The following is a 20,200-nucleotide window of genomic DNA, read 5'->3' as shown; positions in this document are numbered from 1 at the left end:
ATAAAAACAATATGTAAAAGAATGATGCAATACGCACTACTCGCTTGGATACTCGGCATGACTGGAATGGGGGAGGTCTGGTCACTCACCAGTGCTACATGTGTCACGTTTGCAGTCTTATGGATTATTAACCAAATACTTGCACTTAAACTTCCAAATTTTAAACCTCAGTTTGTAAGATTTTTAAGCATTAGTTTTTTGTGTCTCTTCAGCTTCAATTTAGCTTATTTATATGCAGATCATGCATTGACAGAACGTATGGCTTTACGTGAATTGACCTCTAAATCCGCCGAAGTCATTGTACATGTCAAAAACTTAAATGTGATTCAATCGAATCACATTCAACAACAGGTCATGGTACTAGATTATCGAAAGCAACCTGTGAAATGGTTAGCCTATATCCAACCTTCATCAAAGACACCACTTGAGTTAGGACAATACTATCGTTTGCGGGGAAAAATTTTACCTGCACACAGCTATGCAATAGAGGGTGCTTTTGATCAAGAAAAATGGTTCTTACAACAGAACATTATGTCTGCCTTTCAAGTGCAGGAGATTGAAAGACTCAGTGAGCAACAACTTTATGCCGTGGGTCAAATGTCCTATCTGCGGCAGCAACAAAGTTCAACTGCCAAATTTTTATTGGCAATTGAACGGCAAAGATTAAGCTTGCGTAATACATTAAGGGATCAATCTTTACATAATACAGGCTTACTTTTGGCCTTGTTAACAGGGGATCAAAGTTTACTCAGTCCTGATGTTGAAGACTTATTTAAACGGATGGGGTTGAGCCATTTATTGGCTATTTCAGGACCGCACGTGTTGATCTTTGCTGCATTGCTCTGTTGGAGCTTACATCGGCTGATTATCCGTTTTAATCCGACTTGGTATTTGCATTATCCCAAGCCTTATCTTTTGGTGCTTCCTTTTTGTATGGGGGTACTGCTGTATTCTGCTTTCGTCGGCTTTGAAATTCCAGCATTACGTACTTTGTTTACCAGTTTGATTATCACTGTTCTGATTTTATGCAAATTTAAACTGCAACCTGTGCAGATATTGCTGTTCAGTGCTGCAATATTATTATTCTTTGACCCTTTCAGTATTTTGTCCGCTGCTTTTTGGCTGTCTTATGGGGCTTGTCTGGTACTACTCAGAATTTATCAGACCTTGCAACAGCAACCTACCCAAGTGGCAGAAACTCGTTTAAGGCAGCTCAAGTCTTATGTTGTGTTGCTATTCGAGTCACAATGGAAAATATTTATCGCGTTACTTCCGCTCATGCTGATTTTCTTTCAACAAGTTGTGTGGATTGCGCCATTCAGCAATATTGTGGCATTACCATGGCTCAGTATTTTAGTAGTTCCACTCAGTATTATCGCGACCTTGTGTTTATGGATCTTCAAACCGTTAGGATTATTATTGTTCCAACTGAATGATTTCAGTTTGTCATTGTTACTTTCAATCCTCAATGGCGCTGATCAGATAGTGGGCTCAACAGTACAGAGTGTTGCCATGAGTTGGGCTGTGATGTTTGGACTCATATTAGGGCTTTGCATTTTGTTCCTACCGCGCGGCGTTGTTCCAAAAAGTTGGGTGGTGGTCTGCGTTTTACCAATATTCATTTTCGATGAATCTAAACAGTCTTTTGAATTACAGATCCTTGATGTGGGGCAAGGTCAAGCCATCTATTTGCAAAAGCAAGATCAGCAGATGATGATTGATATGGGTGGAAATTATGATGAACAGAAATTTAGTGTAGGGCAGCAGATAATACGTCCCTTTTTGAATAGCAAAGGGGTATCACATTTGGATCAGCTCATTCTGACCCATTTAGATCAAGATCATAGCGGTGCATATTATTCATTGCGTTCCATTTTGCCCATTCAAACCATTTATAGTAATGAAAAAGTTGAGGTGATGCCTGAATCTCAATTTCACTATTGTCACGCAGGACAGCTATGGGAAATGGAAGGCGTCAAGATTCAGGTCTTATCACCACGAAAGGAGCAATTAGCAGAAGTTTCTAATCATCAGAACGAACTGTCATGTGTGCTTTATATTCAAGTTGAACATGCTCAACCTTATGCCAATTTCTTAATTATGGGAGATGCAGGCTGGGAAACCGAATATCAAATTCTAAAAGCCTATTCAGATTTAAAAGTTGATGTGTTGGTATTGGGACATCATGGCAGTAAGCATAGTTCAGCTTATGATTTCTTAAAGCGACTCAAGCCGAAAATTGCGATTGCATCGGCAGGATTCAGCAATCGTTATGGTCACCCAAGTATTTTGACTCAACAACGTTTGAATGAGTTACAGATTCCGCTTTATACCACGATAGACAATGGTAGTATTCAGTTTATTCAGACGGAGGATCAGCAGATACAAATGCAATTTTACCGAGATCAGCAACGTTGGCTTAATCGATAGATTACATTTGTTGCTCGCGAATTTTTGCTACAAGTTGCATTGCTTGTTCATGTGGCAGATTATACAGATTGCGCAACTCTGGATTGGCTTTAAAGCGTTTATAGCTCCAATGATAATGCTCAGGAAAACGTTGAATGAGTTTTTCAATTTCTTGATGAATCACTTGAGTCCCATCATTGGCTGTCCCTTGATAGATGCTTTCCGGCATGGGTTCGATATACATGTCAAAACCATGCGCATCGTTACGAATCGCATATAAAAACAGTGATTTTGCCTTGGTTTTTTGAATCAGTTTGGCACTTAAATTGCTAGATTCTAAAGGTAAACCAAACAGCGGTACCAATTCACCCGCTACATTTGGTGTGTGGTCAGGCAGAATGACCGTAGTCCCACCTTGTTTCAAGGCTTTAAAAATCTGTCGTACCCCAGTTTCATCTGTGGGAACCAAATTAGCCTGTTCGCGGCTGCGTGCACTACGCACAAAATTATCGGCTGCTGGATTTTTCACAGGTTTATATAAAATGGTCATTTGGGTGAATTGGGCAACCCAAGCGTTCATGACTTCCCAAGTTCCAAAATGCGGAACAATTAACACCACACCTTTTTGTTCAGCAAGTGCATCATGTAAATAGTGTTCACCTGTAATTGAATGAATACGTGAAATATTTTTCTGATTCTCTGAACCCCAAATACTAAAGAATTCAAAATAGGAGGTGAGTTCATTTCGAATTGCTTGTTGAGTAATCTTTTCGCGTTGGCTTGAGCTGAGTTCAGGTAAGGCTATTTCAAGATTGAGGCGTATTGTTTGTGATGTTTTAGATATTTTTAATAGGTTCACTAATCCTGCAAGTGAACGAGCAAGCATTCGAGAGATTTGAATAGGTTGACGACTTACAAATTGCAGTACGCGATCGGTCATTGTTTTTGGAGTTTTATCAGTCATTGCCTAATGGGTATGGGGATAAGAAATATAAAACAGCAATTATTATAGGCGAAAATACAGGGTTTAAATAGTTTATTGCATCTGCATGTATATAATGAGGATAATTTTTTCATTATTGGATCTTCTTACATGTCCGATTGGCCACCTAAACCACAAAACGAAAGTCATACTACACAACAAAATTTAGAAAAGCAGTCAGGCAAAGAATGGCAGATTATTGAAAAAGCCGTATTGGCTTCAGTAGAAGAACAGCGCCGTGCCCGTCGTTGGAGTATTTTCTTCAAGTTACTGACCTTCGCTTATATTCTTTTCATTTTAGTGATCTTAGGCAAGGGTTGTAGTACGACTACGACAGATGTGAGTTCGACTACAGGTTCACATATTGCGGTTGTTGATATTGTTGGTACGATTGCTGCAGATAAGCAAAGTGTGAATAGTGAAGATACCATCAAATCTTTGAAGAAAGCATTTGAGAACAGCAATAGTAAAGCCGTTGTTTTGAATATTAATTCACCTGGTGGCTCACCTGTACAGTCAGATGAAATTTGGCAGGAAATTCAGTATCTGAAGCAACAGCATAAAGATAAAAAACTGTATGCCATTATTGGCGATACAGGGGCATCGGGTGCTTATTATATTGCTTCAGCAGCGGATGAAATTATTGTCAATCCATCGAGTTTGGTTGGCTCGATTGGGGTCATTATGCCAAATTATGGCGTAAATGGGCTCATGCAAAAGTTGGGTGTGGAAGATCGCACCATGACTTCTGGTGAAAACAAAGCGATTTTATCGATGACTCAACCTGTTGATGCTGCTCAGAAAGCACATGTCCAAGCATTATTAGATAATGTACATGATCATTTTATTGAGGCTGTAAAAAAAGGTCGTGGGGAAAAACTGAAATCTCAGGATCCTGCAATTTTCTCAGGATTATTCTGGACAGGTGAACAAGCGGTTAAACTCGGAATTGCTGACCGTACAGGTAGCCTAAATAGCTTGAAACGTGAACTGAAAATCGATAAAACAGTGGACTATACCGTTCAATATAATCCATTGGATTCTGTTCTCGGGCGTATGGGAAGCTCAATCGGAAAAGGTTTTGCTACTTCACTCGCTGAACAGGTTCAAGCAGAGCAAACGACAAAAATACAATGAAACCACTGATCCACTTTGCGCATGCCAATGGTGTGCCATCTAAAGTCTATGAAAAGCTCTTTCATTTACTTCGAGATGATTACGATATTGTGTATGTTCCACTCATTGGAACCGACCAACGTTATCCTGTGACCAATCATTGGCCGCACTTGGTGGATCAGCTGATCGACAGCATTGTGCGTCAGGCACATGGGCGTCCCGTGATTGGACTCGGACATTCTTTGGGTTCGGTTTTGACCATGATGACCGCTTATAGGCGTCCTGAATTATTTCAGCAAGTTATCATGCTTGATCCGCCACTGATCATGGGCAAAGCCTCTTTATTGTTCCATACTGCGAAGCTGCTTCAACCGAAACTGGTGGATCGGATGACCCCAGCAGGTCTGAGTAATCGTCGTCGTGATCATTGGGAGTCCCGTGAGCAGGCAGGTGAAATGTTAAGACCGAAAAGCTTATATCAAAAATTTGATCCTGAGTGTTTTCAAGCCTATTTGGATCATGCCTTGACTGAAGATGCAGAGCGTGGTGGTGTAACCTTGACCATTCCAAAAGCTGCCGAGGTTGCTATTTTCCGTAATACGCCATCTTGGTGGTGGTTACCCATGTCTAAACCGAAGGTGCCAATGCATTTGGTGGTTGGGGATCAAAGTGAGTTTTTAAAACATAAGTTCCCGCAAGTTGCCAAGAAAAAAGTGGGTATTCCATTTAGCGTGGCTGAGGGAGGACACATGTTTCCGTTAGAACGTCCAGAAGCAACAGTAGAATTGATTAAACAACTGATTCAGCAACAACAAAAGTAATATTAAAAAATGCATCCGAGGATGCATTTTTTATGGGGTGTATTTAGAGTTTACAAAACTGGATCGGTTCATTTAATGGTTGATTTCGATATAAAACCGTATTTGCATTCTGATATTGAATGGCGCCTGTACAGATCCATTCTACCACTTGAGGATAGATGAGGTGTTCAAGCTCATGTACGCGCTGCGCGAGTTGCTCGACATGGTCATGACAACCAACTTTTAACACACCTTGCGCCAGTGAATGTCCTGCATCTAGCTCTGCGGTAACATAATGTATGGTACAGCCGTGATAGACATCACCTGTATTCAATACCCGTTGATGGGTATGCATGCCTTTATAGTGCGGCAGTAGAGAAGGGTGAATGTTCAGCATTTTCCCTTCCCAAGCACGTACAAATTTGGCACTCAGAATACGCATGAAACCCGCCAATACCACCAAATCAACATCCCATGCCAATAACTGTTGATGCATGGCATCATCAAATGATTCGCGGGTTGGGTATTGTTTGTGTTCAATCACAGCAGTTTGAATGCCCGCTTGTTGAGCACGTTCTAGTGCATACGCTTCAGGTTTGTTGCAAATAACACCTACAATTTGACCTGATAGACGAGCGTCTATCAGGGCTTGTAAGTTACTGCCACTTCCTGAAACAAGGACAGCGATTTTCATTATGCAAAGATTACGCGGATTTTCTCGTCAGCACCTTCAACAGATTCTGCATTGTCTACGATGTGACCCATCGCCCATGCTTTTTCACCTTGTTCAGTTAAAAGTGCAATAGTTTTATCTGCATCTGCTGGATCAACAGCAATGACCATACCTACGCCACAGTTAAACGTACGGTACATCTCGAATTGTTCAACACCACCTTCTTTTTGAAGAAGTTTGAACAATTCTGGCCATTCCCAAGAAGATTCATTAATAATTGCTTGAGCACCATTTGGGAGTACGCGAGGTAAGTTACCAGGTAAACCGCCACCCGTGATGTGCGCCATAGCGTGTACATCAACCTGTTTGCAAAGCTCAAGAATCGGTTTCACATAAATACGTGTTGGTTCCATTGCTGTATCAGCAAGTGGGCGACCATCTACGATTTGTGTAAGATCGACGTTTTTAACGTCTAAGATTTTGCGAAGTAAAGAATAACCATTTGAATGCGCACCGCTTGATGCAACACCAATCAAGACATCGCCCGCTTTAACTTTAGAGCCATCAATGATTTTACTTTGCTCAACGACACCTACGCAGAAACCCGCAAGATCGTAATCTTCGCCTTCATACATGCCTGGCATTTCAGCAGTTTCACCACCAACCAATGCACAACCAGCAAGCTCACAGCCTTTACCAATACCTGTAACAACATCAGCAGCAACATCAACATTTAAGTGACCCGTTGCATAGTAGTCAAGGAAGAATAAAGGTTCTGCACCACACACTAAAAGGTCGTTTACACACATTGCAACCAAGTCTTGACCAATAGTGTCATGACGGTTTAAGTTCAAAGCTAAACGTAATTTTGTGCCGACACCATCTGTGCCAGAAACGAGAACAGGCTCTTCATAGCCTTTCGGAATTTTACATAGTGCGCCAAAGCCACCTAATCCGCCCATCACTTCAGGACGAGTTGTACGCTTAGCGACAGATTTGATTCGATCGACAAGTGCGTCGCCCGCTTCAATATCGACACCTGCATCTTTATAGCTTAAACCAGTGTTTGGGGTAGAAGTTGAGTTGCTCATAGTGAAGTCTCCGCATTTGCGCGGGGATTATAACCCGAATATACGAAACTCTTATGTTATTTATGCTCTAAAATGCTATCTTTACTTAAATATTTTACTTTTTATAACGATTAAATCGAAAAAGGCGGGTTTCTATGGTCGATCGAACCTTGCGTCGCATTTTTATCCTTGCGGGAATCGCGCTTATTCTTTGGGTTTTATATTTATTAAAGCCTGTGGTATTGCCATTTATTGCAGCATTTTTAATCGCTTATTTATTTAATCCTTTGGTAGAAAAATTTCATAACATTGGTTTGCCGAGATGGCTGTCGATCAGTATTGTATTTATTGGGATTGGGGTCATTCTCACTCTAGCAATTTCATATTTGGTGCCATTAATTTGGCAGCAGTTAATGTATGCCAAAAGCAGTATTCCTGCAGGGATACATTGGTTAAATGATACCTTTTTACCGTGGTTGTCACGAACCTTTAATTTGGTTCAGATGGAAATAGATACGCATCAACTGTCAACGACAGTCATGGACTATATTCAAACCAATTATAGTGCCGACAGCATTCAGGCGATGGCACTTAAAATTGCCCAGTCAGGTTTGAGCTTTATTCAAATTGGCGGTACGGTGGTCTTAATTCCGGTGATCGCTTTTTACTTCCTGCTGGACTGGGATCGCATGCTGGACAGCATGCGTCGACTGATTCCACGTCCTTATGAACAATCAACTTTAAAGATTGTGGGTGAATGCCATAGTGTGCTGGGTGCCTTTGTGAAAGGGCAATTTTTGGTGATGCTGCTGCTTGGTATTGTCTATGCGGTTGGCTTGCAGTTAATCGGGCTTGAAGTTGGACTGATTATTGGAATGGTAGCTGGTTTGGCCAGTATTATTCCGTATTTGGGTTTTGCTGTCGGGATTATCGCCGCTGTTATTGCTTCTTTATTCCAGTTTGGACTGGATTGGGTGCATTTGGCTTTAGTTATTGTCGTATTCATGATTGGACAGGCTATTGAAGGTTATATTCTGCAACCCTTTTTATTGGGGGATAAGATAGGATTATCTCCTGTTGCAGTGGTGTTTGCCGTACTGGCGGGTGCGCAATTGGCTGGTTTTTTAGGCATGCTGATTGCCTTGCCTGTAGCTGCAGTGATTGTGGTGCTGCTTAAACATGCACGAGAGTGGTATGAGCAGAGTCAGTTGTATGGTACGCAAACAATCTTCACTTCCAATGCGGAAGCAGATTCTATTAGTATAGAAACGTCACAACTGGAAGTAGACATTGAAATTAAAGATCACACTGCAAAAGATCAGCAAGTTGCTGAAAATTCAAGTAACATCGAACATAAACCATAAAGCGTATAAGGCTTAAACACGACTATGCGTCAACTGCAATTAGATATTGAACCCCAACTTGATGCCCGAATCAGTGATTTCTCTGGTCCGGGATGGGGCCATGTCATTGATGCTATTCGTCAGTTACATGCCGGTCTAATGAATCGCTTTTATGTTTATGGTGGTGCTGGTACGGGTAAAAGTCATTTACTCTCTGCAATCTGCGATTCTTATCTGGATGTGGGTAAATCTGCGATTAAAGTATCTTTATTAGAATTGCTAGATGCGCCGACTGAAGCGATTACCTCGCTCGAGCGTTATGATTTGGTGGCACTCGATGATATTGAAGCGATTTGCGGCGTGCCACATTGGCAAAAAGCCGTATTTCACCTCATTAATTATAATAATGAAGTGGGTGGACAACTGGTTTTTTCTTCACGATTTGCACCGATTGAGTTGAAATTAGAACTACCTGATTTACAGTCCAGACTGACCCAAGCGGTGAGTGTGAAAGTTCCTAATGGCAGTTTATATGCAGATCGACAGATTCTTGTTAGTTCAGTACTTGCACGTCGTGGGATTCATATCGATCAGCAAATTATTGATTATCTTCTAGCTCATGGTCCGCATCAGGCTTCGATTCTATTACAAACCTTAGAGCAGTTGATTCAGCTGCTCAAAGGCGAGAAAACCAAATTAAGTCATGCCACTTTAAGACAAATTTATGCACTCATTGATGAATATCAATAACAGATAAAAGCGCTTGAGTAATCAACATTGCTGTGACAAAGTACAGCTTAAATGCTTATCGCATGGAATTGCGAGCATAGAAAAATAATAGAAAGTAAAGTTAAGGAGAACATAAATGCTGCAAATCAGCATGAAGTTTCAATTCGTCTCATCTCATAGAACTCATCATCCAGACTCAAAATTATTGAGCCTGTCTTTTAAAAGTTGCAATTGTGCCTAAAGAATTTGCCAATTTAGTCAATTATATTTCTACGTTCATCTTTTAGGCTGTACGGCAAAGGGATCGTCATTGGCTGTAGATAAATTGCGAGGAAGCAGCAATTTAGAAAAACAAGATCAATAAAATAATTAAGGAGAGACGTATGCTCAAGCAGAGCATTGGTGCGGGAATGTTGTGTCTGGCTGGGCATGCCTATAGTGCGAATATTAGTGTGACTACCACTGAAGATGTCGTTAAAGATGATCAAGAGTGTTCACTACGAGAAGCGGTCAGTTATATTAACCAAGATATGCCTAAAGAAGGGTATTTCGGTTGTGGTGGGGAAGATGCAAGTCCTGTCATTTTGTTGGAAAAGCAGAAAGTCTATAAGCTGAATTCACATTTAAATATTCAAAATGAATTAACCATTAAAACCAACTATGATGTCGATTTTAATGAAACACCAGTTCTAGGTAAAAATAATGCTGTGCTGCAAATGCAAGCAAAAGATAATATCTTAAGAATTGATGATGGCTCACAAGAAAAATTACTCAGTGTTGTGTTGTACGAGGTCAGTCTACAAGGTTGCAGTCAAGCCCAATGCGCACTACAAGGTGGATTAATTTATAACAATGAATATCTACAATTAAGTTATGCGGGATTATCTGGTGGTTATGCAGCCCAAGGTGGGGCAATTTATAATGTGGGTAATTCAACGGTCGAAAATACCAGCGACAGTCTAGTCGTCATTCAAAATAGTCTATTTGAAAAAAATAATGCTGCCGAAGGTGCTGTACTGTATACCCAGCGACCTGCATATAAAATCTTAAATAGTGTCATTCGTCATAATGAGACCACCAGTTCAGCTTCTGCAAATATTTATGCTTCTTTATTATTTAATTCAGAGCAGTTACCAAGCTCGATTTTGAATGTCGCAAATTATATTAAAAACAGTACTTTTTTACAGAATAAAGGCTATTTACTGAATTTACGCGACGGTATTGGCTTAAATAATTTGACCATGATTGGCAATGCGCAAGGTGTTCAATTTGTTGCACCACAGGGTAAAGCTTTTCTTGCGAATAGTATCTTGATTGGTAATCCATACCCAATTACTACACAGCAGGATTGTAAGTTTGAAGCAGGTGATCAGAGTATTTTACAGAACAATTTGGTTTCAGCAGGTTGTGGGCAAGGGGTGGCAGAGTATCCAAATGAAATTTGGACGCAAACTGCGTTGATTGCAGGGAGCACACTTGAGGGGAAATGTAGCAGTGCAAATTTAGATCGACAAAGTTTAGTGTGTCCGTTTAATCAAAGTAGCCATGATTTTCTCGGTTATTTTAAACCACGGTTGCTGGTGACTTATCAGCAGTTAAGTGATTCGTTGATTGTGAATAGAGGCAAACAATGGACTGGATCAGAAACTGCCTTGGTGGAATGTGAGTCCAGTGATCAGCGTGGACAAGTTCGTGATTCCAATAATGTGCTCTGCGACCGTGGTGCGATTGAACTGGTGTTTCCAACCACAATTTCTTTGATCGGTGACGATATCAATTACGGTGAAGTTGCAAAAATGTCGGTGGCTGAATTATTGGGTGATGGTGAGCTTTTACCTAAAGATCAATGTGAAGCATTATTGGGTAAAAATCCGACAGGTGAGGCTTGGCAAGATGGTTGTTTACAAGTCATTCCAACCACGACTCAGCCGAAGGGAAGCGTCACTATTGATGAAGAAGGCAATATACAGTACAGACCGAATGGTAATTGGCATGGAGCCGATATTTTTAAAATTCGACTGGTCACAACCACGACGCGATTTAACGATTCTCAGAATCCTTATTTAGAGATCAAAGTCCAAGTCACTCAGGCGCCTGCTGGGCAGATGGAAAGTAGCAAGGTCGAGACTTCGGGGGGGAGTGCGGGAATATTAAGCTTATTGGGCTTATTGGGACTGATTGGATTACGTCGTTACAAGAAATAGGCAAGGGAATTGACCGTGAAAAATTATAAAAAAGGTTTACTTACATTAATGGTGCTGTCAGCAATGTCTCTGATGGCAGCGGAAGATACGTTTATCTATGTCACCACCTTTGATGATGAAGATGGTGAAAACTTAAATCAATGTTCATTGCGCGAAGCTATAAGGACGGCTGCAGATAATAAGGCTTATGGTGGCTGTAATGCAGGCGATACACGTTTAGGTCAAAAAGATCGGATTCAGTTAAAAGAAGGAACCTATACACTCAAACGTGAACTGGTGCCGCAATCTGTACTTGAAATTTATGGTGCCGAGCCTCTGGATTATTCATCCAAGCATGTCTTAACTCATACTTATCCAGCGACGACGGCCTTAAAAACCACCATCAGTGGAGAAAATCAGACCCGAATTTTTAATAGTTCATTGTCGAAATACGGGACTTCATTTAAGAACATCATTTTGGCGAATGGGGGCAGTACAGGCCTAGGTGGTGCAATCTATGCAGGGGCGGATATTAATTTAAATAATGTCGCCATCGTCAATTCACATGCTGCTCAGGGTGGTGCCATTTATTTAGATGGCGATATTTCATTGAATATTGATCATGGCTTGATACAAGCCAACCAAGCAGCACAAGGTAGTGTCTTGGCGATGACCTGTCAGAATAATTTGTTGTTTACCAAGCCCACAATTTCCATTCAGAACAGTAGTATAGTCGGCAATGGAGCCACGAATAATGCAAGCATGTTAGAGATTTGCGGTGAGGCATCGACTGTATTGCAAACCAATACCATTGCTAAAAATCAGGCAAATCCCACTATGGGCGCAATTATTAAGAGTATTTCCTCCAATACTGCGCAACCAAACTTAAGTGAAAACAGTACGTTGGTTTTATTAAGTAATACCATTGTAGAAAATAATGCTGCCAGCACCTTACTGTATGACCAACTGGGCAGTAAAAATATTTCCTTTAATGTACTGGCATACAATGCGGGACAATCCTGTCGCTATGCTTTAAATAATGGCAATGTGGCGGATGCAAAACTTGATATTGTTGCAATGAACAATGCCTTGCAGTTAGGTGCGGTGACAGGGCAGTGTAACTTGCCGAAAATTGCTTATGCAAGTAATACCTCTGGAAGCAATACCAATATTGATGTCAGCAACATTTCGATGAGCACGTTGCTGTCTGCCTATACGGGACCGAGTGCAAGTACAGAATATTTGCCGCTGTACTATCCACGGGATAATCAGACTGCGAATGATTTGGTCAATATAGGTGCGATTGGATGTAGTGATATCGATCAACGTGGATTTAGTCGGATTACAGACGCTACGCTCATTTTAAATCCGAGCATGAAAAATACCTGTGATATTGGCTCTGTAGAACTGATGCGTTTGACAGCGGCAGATATCATTAATTTAAAGAATTTATCTTATTCGAAAATGATGGATGGTTATCAGCAAGCCATAGATTTGTATGAGGCACGTATTAATGATCAATCAACAGATGCTAAATATTTAACCCAGTACCAAGCTGAGCTAACGGCATTTAAGGATTTGAAGAGCAATACCGAAAAATATGCCAAATACCGTGCGATTTATATTGATCCGTTTGCACTGGCGTTGCCTGATGAGCAGTGGATGAACAACCAATCACAAGTCCAAGCCCTGAATGCTGAAAACTATAATATCAGTACCCAAGTTTTAGGCGTAGGAGTTTACTCAGGGGAAGGCAGCAGTTTTCAATTCATTGGTGATCAAGATCCAAACTTAAAATGTGAATGGATACCTGAACTCAAGCGCATCATGTTTTATCGCTTAGATGATAATCTTTCGACGATTGGTGAAAATGCTTTATGTACGTACAGCATTACCTCCAAAACGGATGCGACCAAAACCACAACAGGTGTATTAAGTGCGAGTTTTGCCAATATTGCACCGATTGCCAAAGATGATACTTATCGCTTGGAATATGGTACCAATCAGAACATTAGCTTACATCCACTTGAAAATGACTTTGATGATGATGGTTCGAAAGCAAGTATTGCAGGTTTGAATAAAGCCGATTTCTACCATAATGAAGCAGGTCAGGAGTTGGCTATTCGTTTAGACAGCTTGCCAAGTGCGATGATGGTTGATCCATCTGTACCGAACGGTCCTTGCCCTGGTAGTGCCATGCGCGATACCTGTTATTTCAGTAATTTGGTGGTTCAGGTGAAAAACAACTACAGCCCATTCGATCAAGTTATGGAATATACAGTCTTTGATGCAGAAGGTCTGGCATCGAATCGCGCAAAAATCTATCTAAACAATACTGCTAAAAATACGGTGACTTCTGGCGGTGGAGGCGGTTCTATGGGATGGTTCAGCTTGATGGGTTTGTTGGGATTGGCTGGCTATCGTTATCTACGCCGGGGAAAGAAAGCATAAGGGTTGAAGTATAAGAAGCTCATACCATTGATGAGCTTCTTGATTCAGAATATTGTGAACTATAAAAAAAGCCAATCTTCACTGGATTGGCTTTTTTGTAAATGCTTAGAATCACATGGAAATTATGGCTGTTCCGCTGTGTGATGCAAATATTTGTTCATGTATTCTTGGCGGATATTGATCCGTTCTTCAGGTGTCGCCTTTTGCATACGCACGCGCAGGTCGTTGCGTTCTTGGCTGCTCATTTGTTGCCAAGTTTCACGCATTTTTTGCTTTTCTTGTTCAGGTAACTGGGTAAACCAGTCCATGCGCTGTTGCAGACTATCACTTTGCTCATCGGGAATTTCTTTGAGCGACTGATAGCGCTTAATCAGAGCACGTTGCTCTTGCTCTGACAGGGTTTCCCAAGTTTCAGCCACTTGGGTGTTGGCATCTTTGGAAAAAAACCAAAAACGTTCAAAGCCTGCAAAACTAGTTTGCAAGAAGCCGAGTGCACAAAAAGCAAAAGCTAACCTTCTAGCTGCCATGTGGAACTTTGTCCTCACCTAAAACTAACAACATTTCTAAATCTTCTACCATTTGTGGAGAAAGTTTAGGAGTGACCACCACCTGATTTTGTGGCTTTTCAGACAGATCAACAGAATTTGGTAATACCACAATTCCTGCGATTGCTGCAGCCAAAGCAAACCCGGTCATTTTGAGATATCCAAAACGTGATGTTTTTTGCTGCTGAATATGGTCCAGAACATGATTCATCACTAAAGGTTTGTCTTTATGCTGTTGTGCTAGTCCATCGAGTTTGGCGGTGACTTGTTTTAAGAAATCATCTCGTTTCATTCAGATGACCCTCCCGAATATGGATTTAAATGTGATAACGCAGTTCGTAAACCCTGAATGGCACGATGGTAATGTGTTTTAACACTCCCTTCACTGCAGTTCATGATTTGCGCGGTGGTCTGCGTGTCAAATCCTTCCCATGCCCGCAGCATAAAAGCCTGTTGCTGCCGTACAGGCAGTTGACGTATCGCTGCTTGAATTTCTTCAATCGTAACTGCTTGATCGAGAAATTCCAAAGGGCTTGGAGTTGTTTCATCAATAACATCTTGAATTTCTAGATCGTCTTCTTCGAGGCTCACCTTTTTGAAGAAAGAAAAAGGCTGTGAGCGACGGAGTTCTTTGCGACGCCAATCTTGCAATTTGTTATTTAAAATGGTGTAGAACAGGGGATACCATTCATCGGTTGATTTGTCCGAATAGGATTTATGCAGGGCGATGAATGCCTCTTGAACGAGATCCATCGCGATGCCTTGTTGCCTTTGTGTTGCATTCTCCATCATGATTAAGGCACGCCCAGTTACGTCTTGCATAAAATTTTTCAGACGTTGTTCAGCCGTACTTTTTAAAGCACTTAAATTTTCCGACTGAGACTGTTTCGGCGCTAAATCCATGGAGATGGAAAACCCTGTCATTGGATCATCACCATTATTTCCAATACATATCCTTAATAACGTTGGAAATAATGGTTTGGTTGACAATACCTGTTATTATTTTTTCAAGTGTAATCTATTTTTAAAATTGGGCGGGACAATTTAAAATAAAAAAACGTATTAGATGCGTTGACGTACCATTTCAAATAAACAGACCGATCCTGCAATTGCAACATTCAGTGACTCTTGTCCGCCTGGTTGAGGAATAGTGACGGCTTGTGCATGCGCAAGCGCATAATCTGAAGCGCCTTGACCTTCATTGCCCATAATCCAGACGCATGCTCGGGTTAAATCTTGGGCATATAAGCTGGTTGAGCGATGTGAACTGGTCACATACACAGGGATTTTAAACTGAGGTAAGACTTGTTCAAGCGCTACATTTTCATAAATATCTAAAGAGAAATGTGCACCCATACCAGCACGCAATACGCGTGGTGACCAGAGTGACGCCGTACCCTTGGTGGCAATAATTTGTTGAACACCTGCTGCTGCTGCAGAACGTAATAAGGTACCGACATTACCCGGATCTTGGATATTTTCCAGAATGAGAGTGTCTAGATTGTATTGAAGTGCCTGTGAAGATGATGGCAAATCGATAATCGCAAGACACGGAAGCGAAGTGCCTAAAGTGCTTAAATCTTTGTACAGAGATTCACTTAAAATAAAGATCGCACCAGAATACTGTCTTTGAATTTCTTCTAAGTCAGAATGTTGTAAGGCGAGTTCAGTCGTGAAAATTGCATTAATTTTCTTTTGCTCTTGCAACCATGCCAAACACAGATGTGTACCTTCAAGCACGGTTTGACCTTGCTTTTTACGATAGGTGTTTTGCTCAATTAAGCCACGTAAGTGTTTAATTTTAGGATTGTCTTTTGATTCTAAAAAAATGATAGGCATGTGTACATGAGTCCACAGAAGTAGGTGGTGAACCTACTTCTGTTTAATAAATTAATGGTGGTATTGAGTTACAAGATCAACTTCATTTTTTGAACCAATGATGACTGGTACACGCTGGTGCAATTCAGTCGGTTCGATTTCAAGAATACGAACACGACCTGTAGTTGATGCACCACCTGCTTGTTCCATGAGCATACTCATTGGGTTGGCTTCGTACATTAAACGTAAACGACCTGCTTTTTTCGGATCTTTTAGGTCGTATGGGTACATGAAGATACCGCTACGGCAAAGAATACGGTGAATATCACCCACCATGCATGCAACCCAACGCATGTTAAAGTCTTTCTCACGTGGACCAGTTTTACCTGCAAGTAATTCATCAATATAACGTTTTACAGGTTCTTCCCAGTGACGTTGATTAGATGCATTGATGGCATATTCCTTAGTATCTGCTGCTACTTGAATATTTTCTGTAGTTAATAAGAACTGTTGAGATTCTGGATCAAACGTAAAGAAGACGACGCCTGCACCTACAGTTAATGCCATCATGGTTGAAGGACCATACAATACATAGCCCGCAGCAACTTGATGAACACCCGCTTGCATGAAATCTGCGGACTGAGTTACCGCATTTTTAGCAGGAAGAATCGAGAAAATGGTACCTACACACATGTTGATGTCGATGTTACTTGAGCCATCAAGTGGATCAAATAATACTAAATATTCGCCATTTTCTTGTGCAGGGGTGAACTCATCCAGTTCTTCAGATGCTAAACCACCCACATGTGGATGTACTTTTAATGCATCAATTAAATAGTCATTGGAAATAACATCTAATTTCTTTTGTGTTTCACCTTGTACATTTTCATGTTCAGCACTACCCAATACCCCAGCAAGCGCGCCTTTTTGTAAAGCTTGGTCAATGGTTTTACACGTATTTGCAATAGTATCAATAACTTTTGCAAGTTCAGGTGTAAGATTCCCAGTTTGTTGTTCTAAGAATTGGGAAAGGGTGAGGTATGCCATGGCGGGAAAACTCCGAGTGAAAACCAATCAAATTGAGCAAATATAATTTAGATGGGTATTTTAGATGAGAATGCTGCAAAAGAAAAATTAAACTCACTTATTTGGCTTGATTTTGCCCTTGCAACTTTTAGGGATAGTGCTATGTTGATGGGAAGGATTAAAAAGAATTGAGGAGCAGCAGAATGACTACGCAAAAGTTTGATGCCATGCCGACGGAAAATGAAGGTATTAGTTTGGATGATATTAGTCCAGAAAATGTGAAAGCAGCGTGGAAAGATTACGAAGCCAAGCCAGAGTATAAGAAATTTAATAAGCATGATCTCATTGAATCCATGCAGCACGAGCATGAAGAAGACGAGCATAAACCTGCTTAAGCAATAAAAAAAGCGCTTTAACATTAAAGCGCTTTTTTAGATCTGTAGACAGCCTTATTTTAATAAAGGCGGTACAGCTTCATAGTTAAGTTCTACGCGGCGGTTTTCTTTCCATGCATTCTCATCATGACCCGCATTGATTGGCATTTCTTTACCATAGCTCACTGCTTCTAATTGTGTTGGATTAACACCATTGGTAATCAAGAAGCTTTCTACCGCTTTGGCACGACGTTCACCAAGTGCCATGTTGTATTCGCGAGTACCACGCTCATCCGTGTGACCTGTTAATGCCACTTTAGAGTTGGCATTGGCTACAAGGAATTGCGCGTGCGCTTGCAGTGTTTGATAGTCTTCGTTGGAAAGATCACTGCTGTCATAGTCAAAATGTACTACGCGTTTTGCTAAAAATGCTTTATTTGCAGCTGTTACGCCTTTAGAAGATGCACCCGCAAGATTTTGTGCATTTAACGCAGCATCTTCACTTAATCCTTCAGTGCTCACAGTAGTGCCCGCAGAAGTTGGTGTTTGACCTGTTTGAATTTCGGCAGCAGGTTTACGGCTCGCACAGCCTGTCATTATGATTGCTGACGCCAAGACAGGTAAAACCAACAGTTTAATTGCGTTCATCTTCATCTCCATATAGATTGATTTTTAAAAGTTTATTTCGGTGCCCAAGCTGGTTCGCGGACTTCGCCTTGCTCACTTGGTAAATTCATGCGGAAACGACCATCGACCGACATAATGGAAAGCAAACCACGGTTGCCCTCACGTGTGGCATACACCACCATTTGCCCATTTGGCGAAAAGCTCGGGGATTCGTCCAGACTGGTTGGGGTCAGAATATTGGTGATGCCCGTATTGATGTCTTGAATGGCAACTTTGTAACTACTGCCACTTGGACGATGCACCAATGCCACTTTTTTGCCATCGGCACTTAAAGTTCCGCGAGCATTAAATGCACCACGGAATGTAATTCGTTTGCTGCTGCCATCTGCGAAGCTATAGCGGTAAATTTGTGGTGAACCACCGCGGTCAGAGGTAAAAATAAAGGATTTACCATCAGGTGAATAACGTGCTTCGGTGTCAATTGCGCTGTCATTGGTCATACGCTGTAATTGACGGGTGCTTAAATCCATTTGATAGATTTCAGGGTTACCATGCATCGAAGCAGTAAACAGCATAGATTTACCATCTGGGGAGAAGCTTGGTGCACCATTTAAGCCACGAAAGCTCGCCAGTTTTTCACGTTGACCTGTAGCCAAGTCTTGTAGGTAGATATTTGGGCGTTTGCTTTCAAACGACACGTAGGCAATTTTCTGTGCATCTGGGGTCCAAGCAGGGGACAAGATTGGATCACGCGAGGTCAGGATGGTTTTAGGTTGTTCACCATCGGTATCTGCGATTTGCAAGGTATAACGTTGTTCTGGGGTAGCAGGATTTCTTAACACATAAGCAATACGACCACTGAAATCACCCTGAATGCCAGTTAATGCTTGATAAATGGCATCACTGATCATATGTGCAGCTTGGCGGCTGCGTGAAGCCGGTACGGTGAGCATTTCATTCAACAAGTACTGTTTTTTCTCAACATCATACAGTTGATATTGCACTTCAAATGTTCCCGCAGCGGTTGCTTTTACATTGCCTGTTACCAGATAGGGTACGCCTGCTGCTTGCCATGCCGCCGTATTGGGATTGTCCATACTGGCAGTTGCTGGAAGGTTTTGCGAGGCACTGCTAAATTTTCCTGAACGATTCAAGTCATTTTCGACAATTGAATAAATAGTTTGATCGTTACTAAATGGAATAATCGCAATTTTAGGGGCTTGTTCTGGTGCTTTGGCAATTTCTAAATGAAGTTGTGCATGACTGGTTTGAACAAGTAGTGGCATAAGAGCCGTCATGATTGCTAAACCAAGTAGATGTTTACGCGTATTTTCCATCATTCGCTGTATACTCTGAAACGTCAGTCTTTGTGGGTTGTATGAAATTGCCTAACATAATGGCATGAAATTTCATGATTTAAAGCATTACATTATGGCTAAACTGTTATAACACTGTGAAAAAGCTTGATCGCCATGTATTTGGCATGGCGATTGTGATTATTGAGCAGTGAAAGAAGAGGTAAACATACGTGCTTCACGCCGCGCATCAGGATCTGAAGGCATAGGATAAGGTGCTGCTGCACGTACCGCTGCGTCAACACTGGCTTTCATGTCAGGGTCACTGGCATTGACCACAACTGATAGCACTGCGCCACTGTCACTTAAGGTGACACGGGCACTGGCTTTCTGACCTGCTGCATTCGCAGGCGGATTCCACGCACGCTTGACTTTGTTTTCAAAGTCTCGTTTAGCAGTAGAGGCAATACGTTTTGCTTCAGCTTTTTTCTCAGCAGCTTCTTCCGCAGCCTTTTTAGCAGATGAGGCTTTCGCTTCTGCTTCAGCACGTTCTTTAGCTTCCGCATCCGCTTTAGCTTTTGCAGCAGCATCTGCCTGAGCTTTAGCTTTTGCAGCAGCATCTGCCTGAGCTTTAGCTTTTGCATCTGCCTGCGCTTTAGCTTTTGCAGCAGTATCTGCCTGAGCTTTAGCTTTTGCAGCAGCATCGGCTTGTGCTTTAGCTTTTGCAGCAGCATCGGCTTGTGCTTTAGCTTTTGCAGC

General features: G+C 41.5%; 19 protein-coding genes. 8 read left to right on the top strand and 11 right to left on the bottom strand.

The window, feature by feature from the left end; translation table 11 throughout:
- The first annotated feature begins 21 nt into the window (after nucleotides 1–21).
- On the top strand, nucleotides 22–2,430 hold the full coding sequence (locus MKI85_RS10715) for a DNA internalization-related competence protein ComEC/Rec2 (protein ID WP_241627639.1): 2,409 nt from the start codon (nucleotides 22–24) through the stop codon (nucleotides 2,428–2,430).
- A gap of 1 nt (nucleotide 2,431) precedes the next feature.
- Here the strand turns inward: MKI85_RS10715 and MKI85_RS10710 are convergent, their stop codons facing one another.
- A complete protein-coding gene (locus MKI85_RS10710) occupies nucleotides 2,432–3,373 on the bottom strand; it encodes a lysophospholipid acyltransferase family protein (protein ID WP_241627637.1) in 942 nt (313 codons plus the stop codon).
- A gap of 129 nt (nucleotides 3,374–3,502) precedes the next feature.
- Between MKI85_RS10710 and sppA the strand changes: the two genes are divergently transcribed.
- The gene (sppA, locus tag MKI85_RS10705) at nucleotides 3,503–4,528 is read left to right on the top strand and encodes a signal peptide peptidase SppA (RefSeq protein ID WP_241627635.1); all 1,026 of its coding nucleotides are present in this window, start codon (nucleotides 3,503–3,505) and stop codon (nucleotides 4,526–4,528) included.
- The gene (locus MKI85_RS10700; protein WP_241627633.1) at nucleotides 4,525–5,328 is read left to right on the top strand and encodes an alpha/beta fold hydrolase; all 804 of its coding nucleotides are present in this window, start codon (nucleotides 4,525–4,527) and stop codon (nucleotides 5,326–5,328) included. Before sppA ends, MKI85_RS10700 begins: the two co-directional genes overlap by 4 nt.
- Nucleotides 5,329–5,371: 43 nt before the next feature.
- Here MKI85_RS10700 and purN read toward each other — a convergent pair whose 3' ends face one another.
- Together purN and purM are read right to left on the bottom strand one after the other, a co-directional pair.
- Nucleotides 5,372–6,004 (bottom strand): phosphoribosylglycinamide formyltransferase, encoded by a 633-nt coding sequence (gene purN, locus MKI85_RS10695; protein WP_241627811.1) that lies wholly within the window; start codon nucleotides 6,002–6,004, stop codon nucleotides 5,372–5,374.
- On the bottom strand, nucleotides 6,001–7,071 hold the full coding sequence (purM, locus tag MKI85_RS10690; RefSeq protein WP_100240995.1) for a phosphoribosylformylglycinamidine cyclo-ligase: 1,071 nt from the start codon (nucleotides 7,069–7,071) through the stop codon (nucleotides 6,001–6,003). Before purM ends, purN begins: the two co-directional genes overlap by 4 nt.
- A 134-nt stretch (nucleotides 7,072–7,205) precedes the next feature.
- Here purM and cxpE point away from each other — a divergent pair, with 134 nt between their 5' ends.
- The 4 genes from cxpE (at nucleotide 7,206) to MKI85_RS10670 (ending at nucleotide 13,756) form a co-directional block, all read left to right on the top strand.
- Nucleotides 7,206–8,414 (top strand): chloramphenicol efflux transporter CxpE, encoded by a 1,209-nt coding sequence (gene cxpE / locus MKI85_RS10685; protein WP_241627631.1) that lies wholly within the window; start codon nucleotides 7,206–7,208, stop codon nucleotides 8,412–8,414.
- Between the two features lie 24 nt (nucleotides 8,415–8,438).
- Nucleotides 8,439–9,143: a DnaA regulatory inactivator Hda gene (gene hda, locus MKI85_RS10680; protein WP_100240997.1), complete on the top strand. Its 705-nt coding sequence runs from the start codon at nucleotides 8,439–8,441 to the stop codon at nucleotides 9,141–9,143.
- A gap of 362 nt (nucleotides 9,144–9,505) precedes the next feature.
- Nucleotides 9,506–11,326: a rhombotarget A gene (gene rbtA / locus MKI85_RS10675; RefSeq protein ID WP_241627630.1), complete on the top strand. Its 1,821-nt coding sequence runs from the start codon at nucleotides 9,506–9,508 to the stop codon at nucleotides 11,324–11,326.
- Nucleotides 11,327–11,341: 15 nt separating this feature from the next.
- On the top strand, nucleotides 11,342–13,756 hold the full coding sequence (locus tag MKI85_RS10670; RefSeq protein WP_241627628.1) for a CSLREA domain-containing protein: 2,415 nt from the start codon (nucleotides 11,342–11,344) through the stop codon (nucleotides 13,754–13,756).
- Nucleotides 13,757–13,878: 122 nt separating this feature from the next.
- Here MKI85_RS10670 and MKI85_RS10665 read toward each other — a convergent pair whose 3' ends face one another.
- The 5 genes from MKI85_RS10665 to MKI85_RS10645 form a co-directional block, all read right to left on the bottom strand.
- On the bottom strand, nucleotides 13,879–14,283 hold the full coding sequence (locus tag MKI85_RS10665; RefSeq protein WP_100241000.1) for a DUF3106 domain-containing protein: 405 nt from the start codon (nucleotides 14,281–14,283) through the stop codon (nucleotides 13,879–13,881).
- Nucleotides 14,273–14,593 (bottom strand): hypothetical protein, encoded by a 321-nt coding sequence (locus MKI85_RS10660; RefSeq protein WP_241627626.1) that lies wholly within the window; start codon nucleotides 14,591–14,593, stop codon nucleotides 14,273–14,275. Before MKI85_RS10660 ends, MKI85_RS10665 begins: the two co-directional genes overlap by 11 nt.
- Complete coding sequence (locus MKI85_RS10655) at nucleotides 14,590–15,204, bottom strand: RNA polymerase sigma factor (protein ID WP_241627809.1); 615 nt, start codon at nucleotides 15,202–15,204, stop codon at nucleotides 14,590–14,592. Before MKI85_RS10655 ends, MKI85_RS10660 begins: the two co-directional genes overlap by 4 nt.
- Nucleotides 15,205–15,363: 159 nt before the next feature.
- Nucleotides 15,364–16,140, bottom strand: a complete 777-nt coding sequence (locus MKI85_RS10650) for a TrmH family RNA methyltransferase (RefSeq protein WP_241627624.1) — start codon at nucleotides 16,138–16,140, stop codon at nucleotides 15,364–15,366.
- A 51-nt stretch (nucleotides 16,141–16,191) separates the two neighbouring features.
- Entirely contained in the window at nucleotides 16,192–17,166 is a 975-nt protein-coding gene (locus MKI85_RS10645; protein WP_241627622.1) for a class 1 fructose-bisphosphatase, read from the bottom strand.
- A gap of 182 nt (nucleotides 17,167–17,348) precedes the next feature.
- Here MKI85_RS10645 and MKI85_RS10640 point away from each other — a divergent pair, with 182 nt between their 5' ends.
- Nucleotides 17,349–17,540, top strand: coding sequence for an NF038105 family protein (locus tag MKI85_RS10640; RefSeq protein WP_241627620.1), 192 nt, complete (start codon nucleotides 17,349–17,351; stop codon nucleotides 17,538–17,540).
- Nucleotides 17,541–17,594: 54 nt separating this feature from the next.
- On the opposite strand, the gene pal is transcribed toward MKI85_RS10640, so the two are convergent.
- From pal to tolA, 3 genes are all read right to left on the bottom strand, one after another.
- Nucleotides 17,595–18,167, bottom strand: a complete 573-nt coding sequence (gene pal, locus MKI85_RS10635; protein WP_241627619.1) for a peptidoglycan-associated lipoprotein Pal — start codon at nucleotides 18,165–18,167, stop codon at nucleotides 17,595–17,597.
- A 32-nt stretch (nucleotides 18,168–18,199) separates the two neighbouring features.
- Nucleotides 18,200–19,483 carry a Tol-Pal system beta propeller repeat protein TolB gene (gene tolB, locus MKI85_RS10630; RefSeq protein ID WP_241627807.1) on the bottom strand — a complete coding sequence of 428 codons (1,284 nt, stop codon included), beginning with the start codon at nucleotides 19,481–19,483 and terminating at the stop codon, nucleotides 18,200–18,202.
- 159 nt (nucleotides 19,484–19,642) lie between these two features.
- Nucleotides 19,643–20,200: cell envelope integrity protein TolA (gene tolA, locus MKI85_RS10625; RefSeq protein ID WP_241627618.1), on the bottom strand; the 558-nt coding region annotated here is incomplete at its 5' end.

The sequence above is a fragment of the Acinetobacter zhairuonensis genome (genome assembly GCF_022601715.1).
Lineage (GTDB): Bacteria > Pseudomonadota > Gammaproteobacteria > Pseudomonadales > Moraxellaceae > Acinetobacter.
This window is presented reverse-complemented; position numbering and strand designations above follow the sequence as displayed.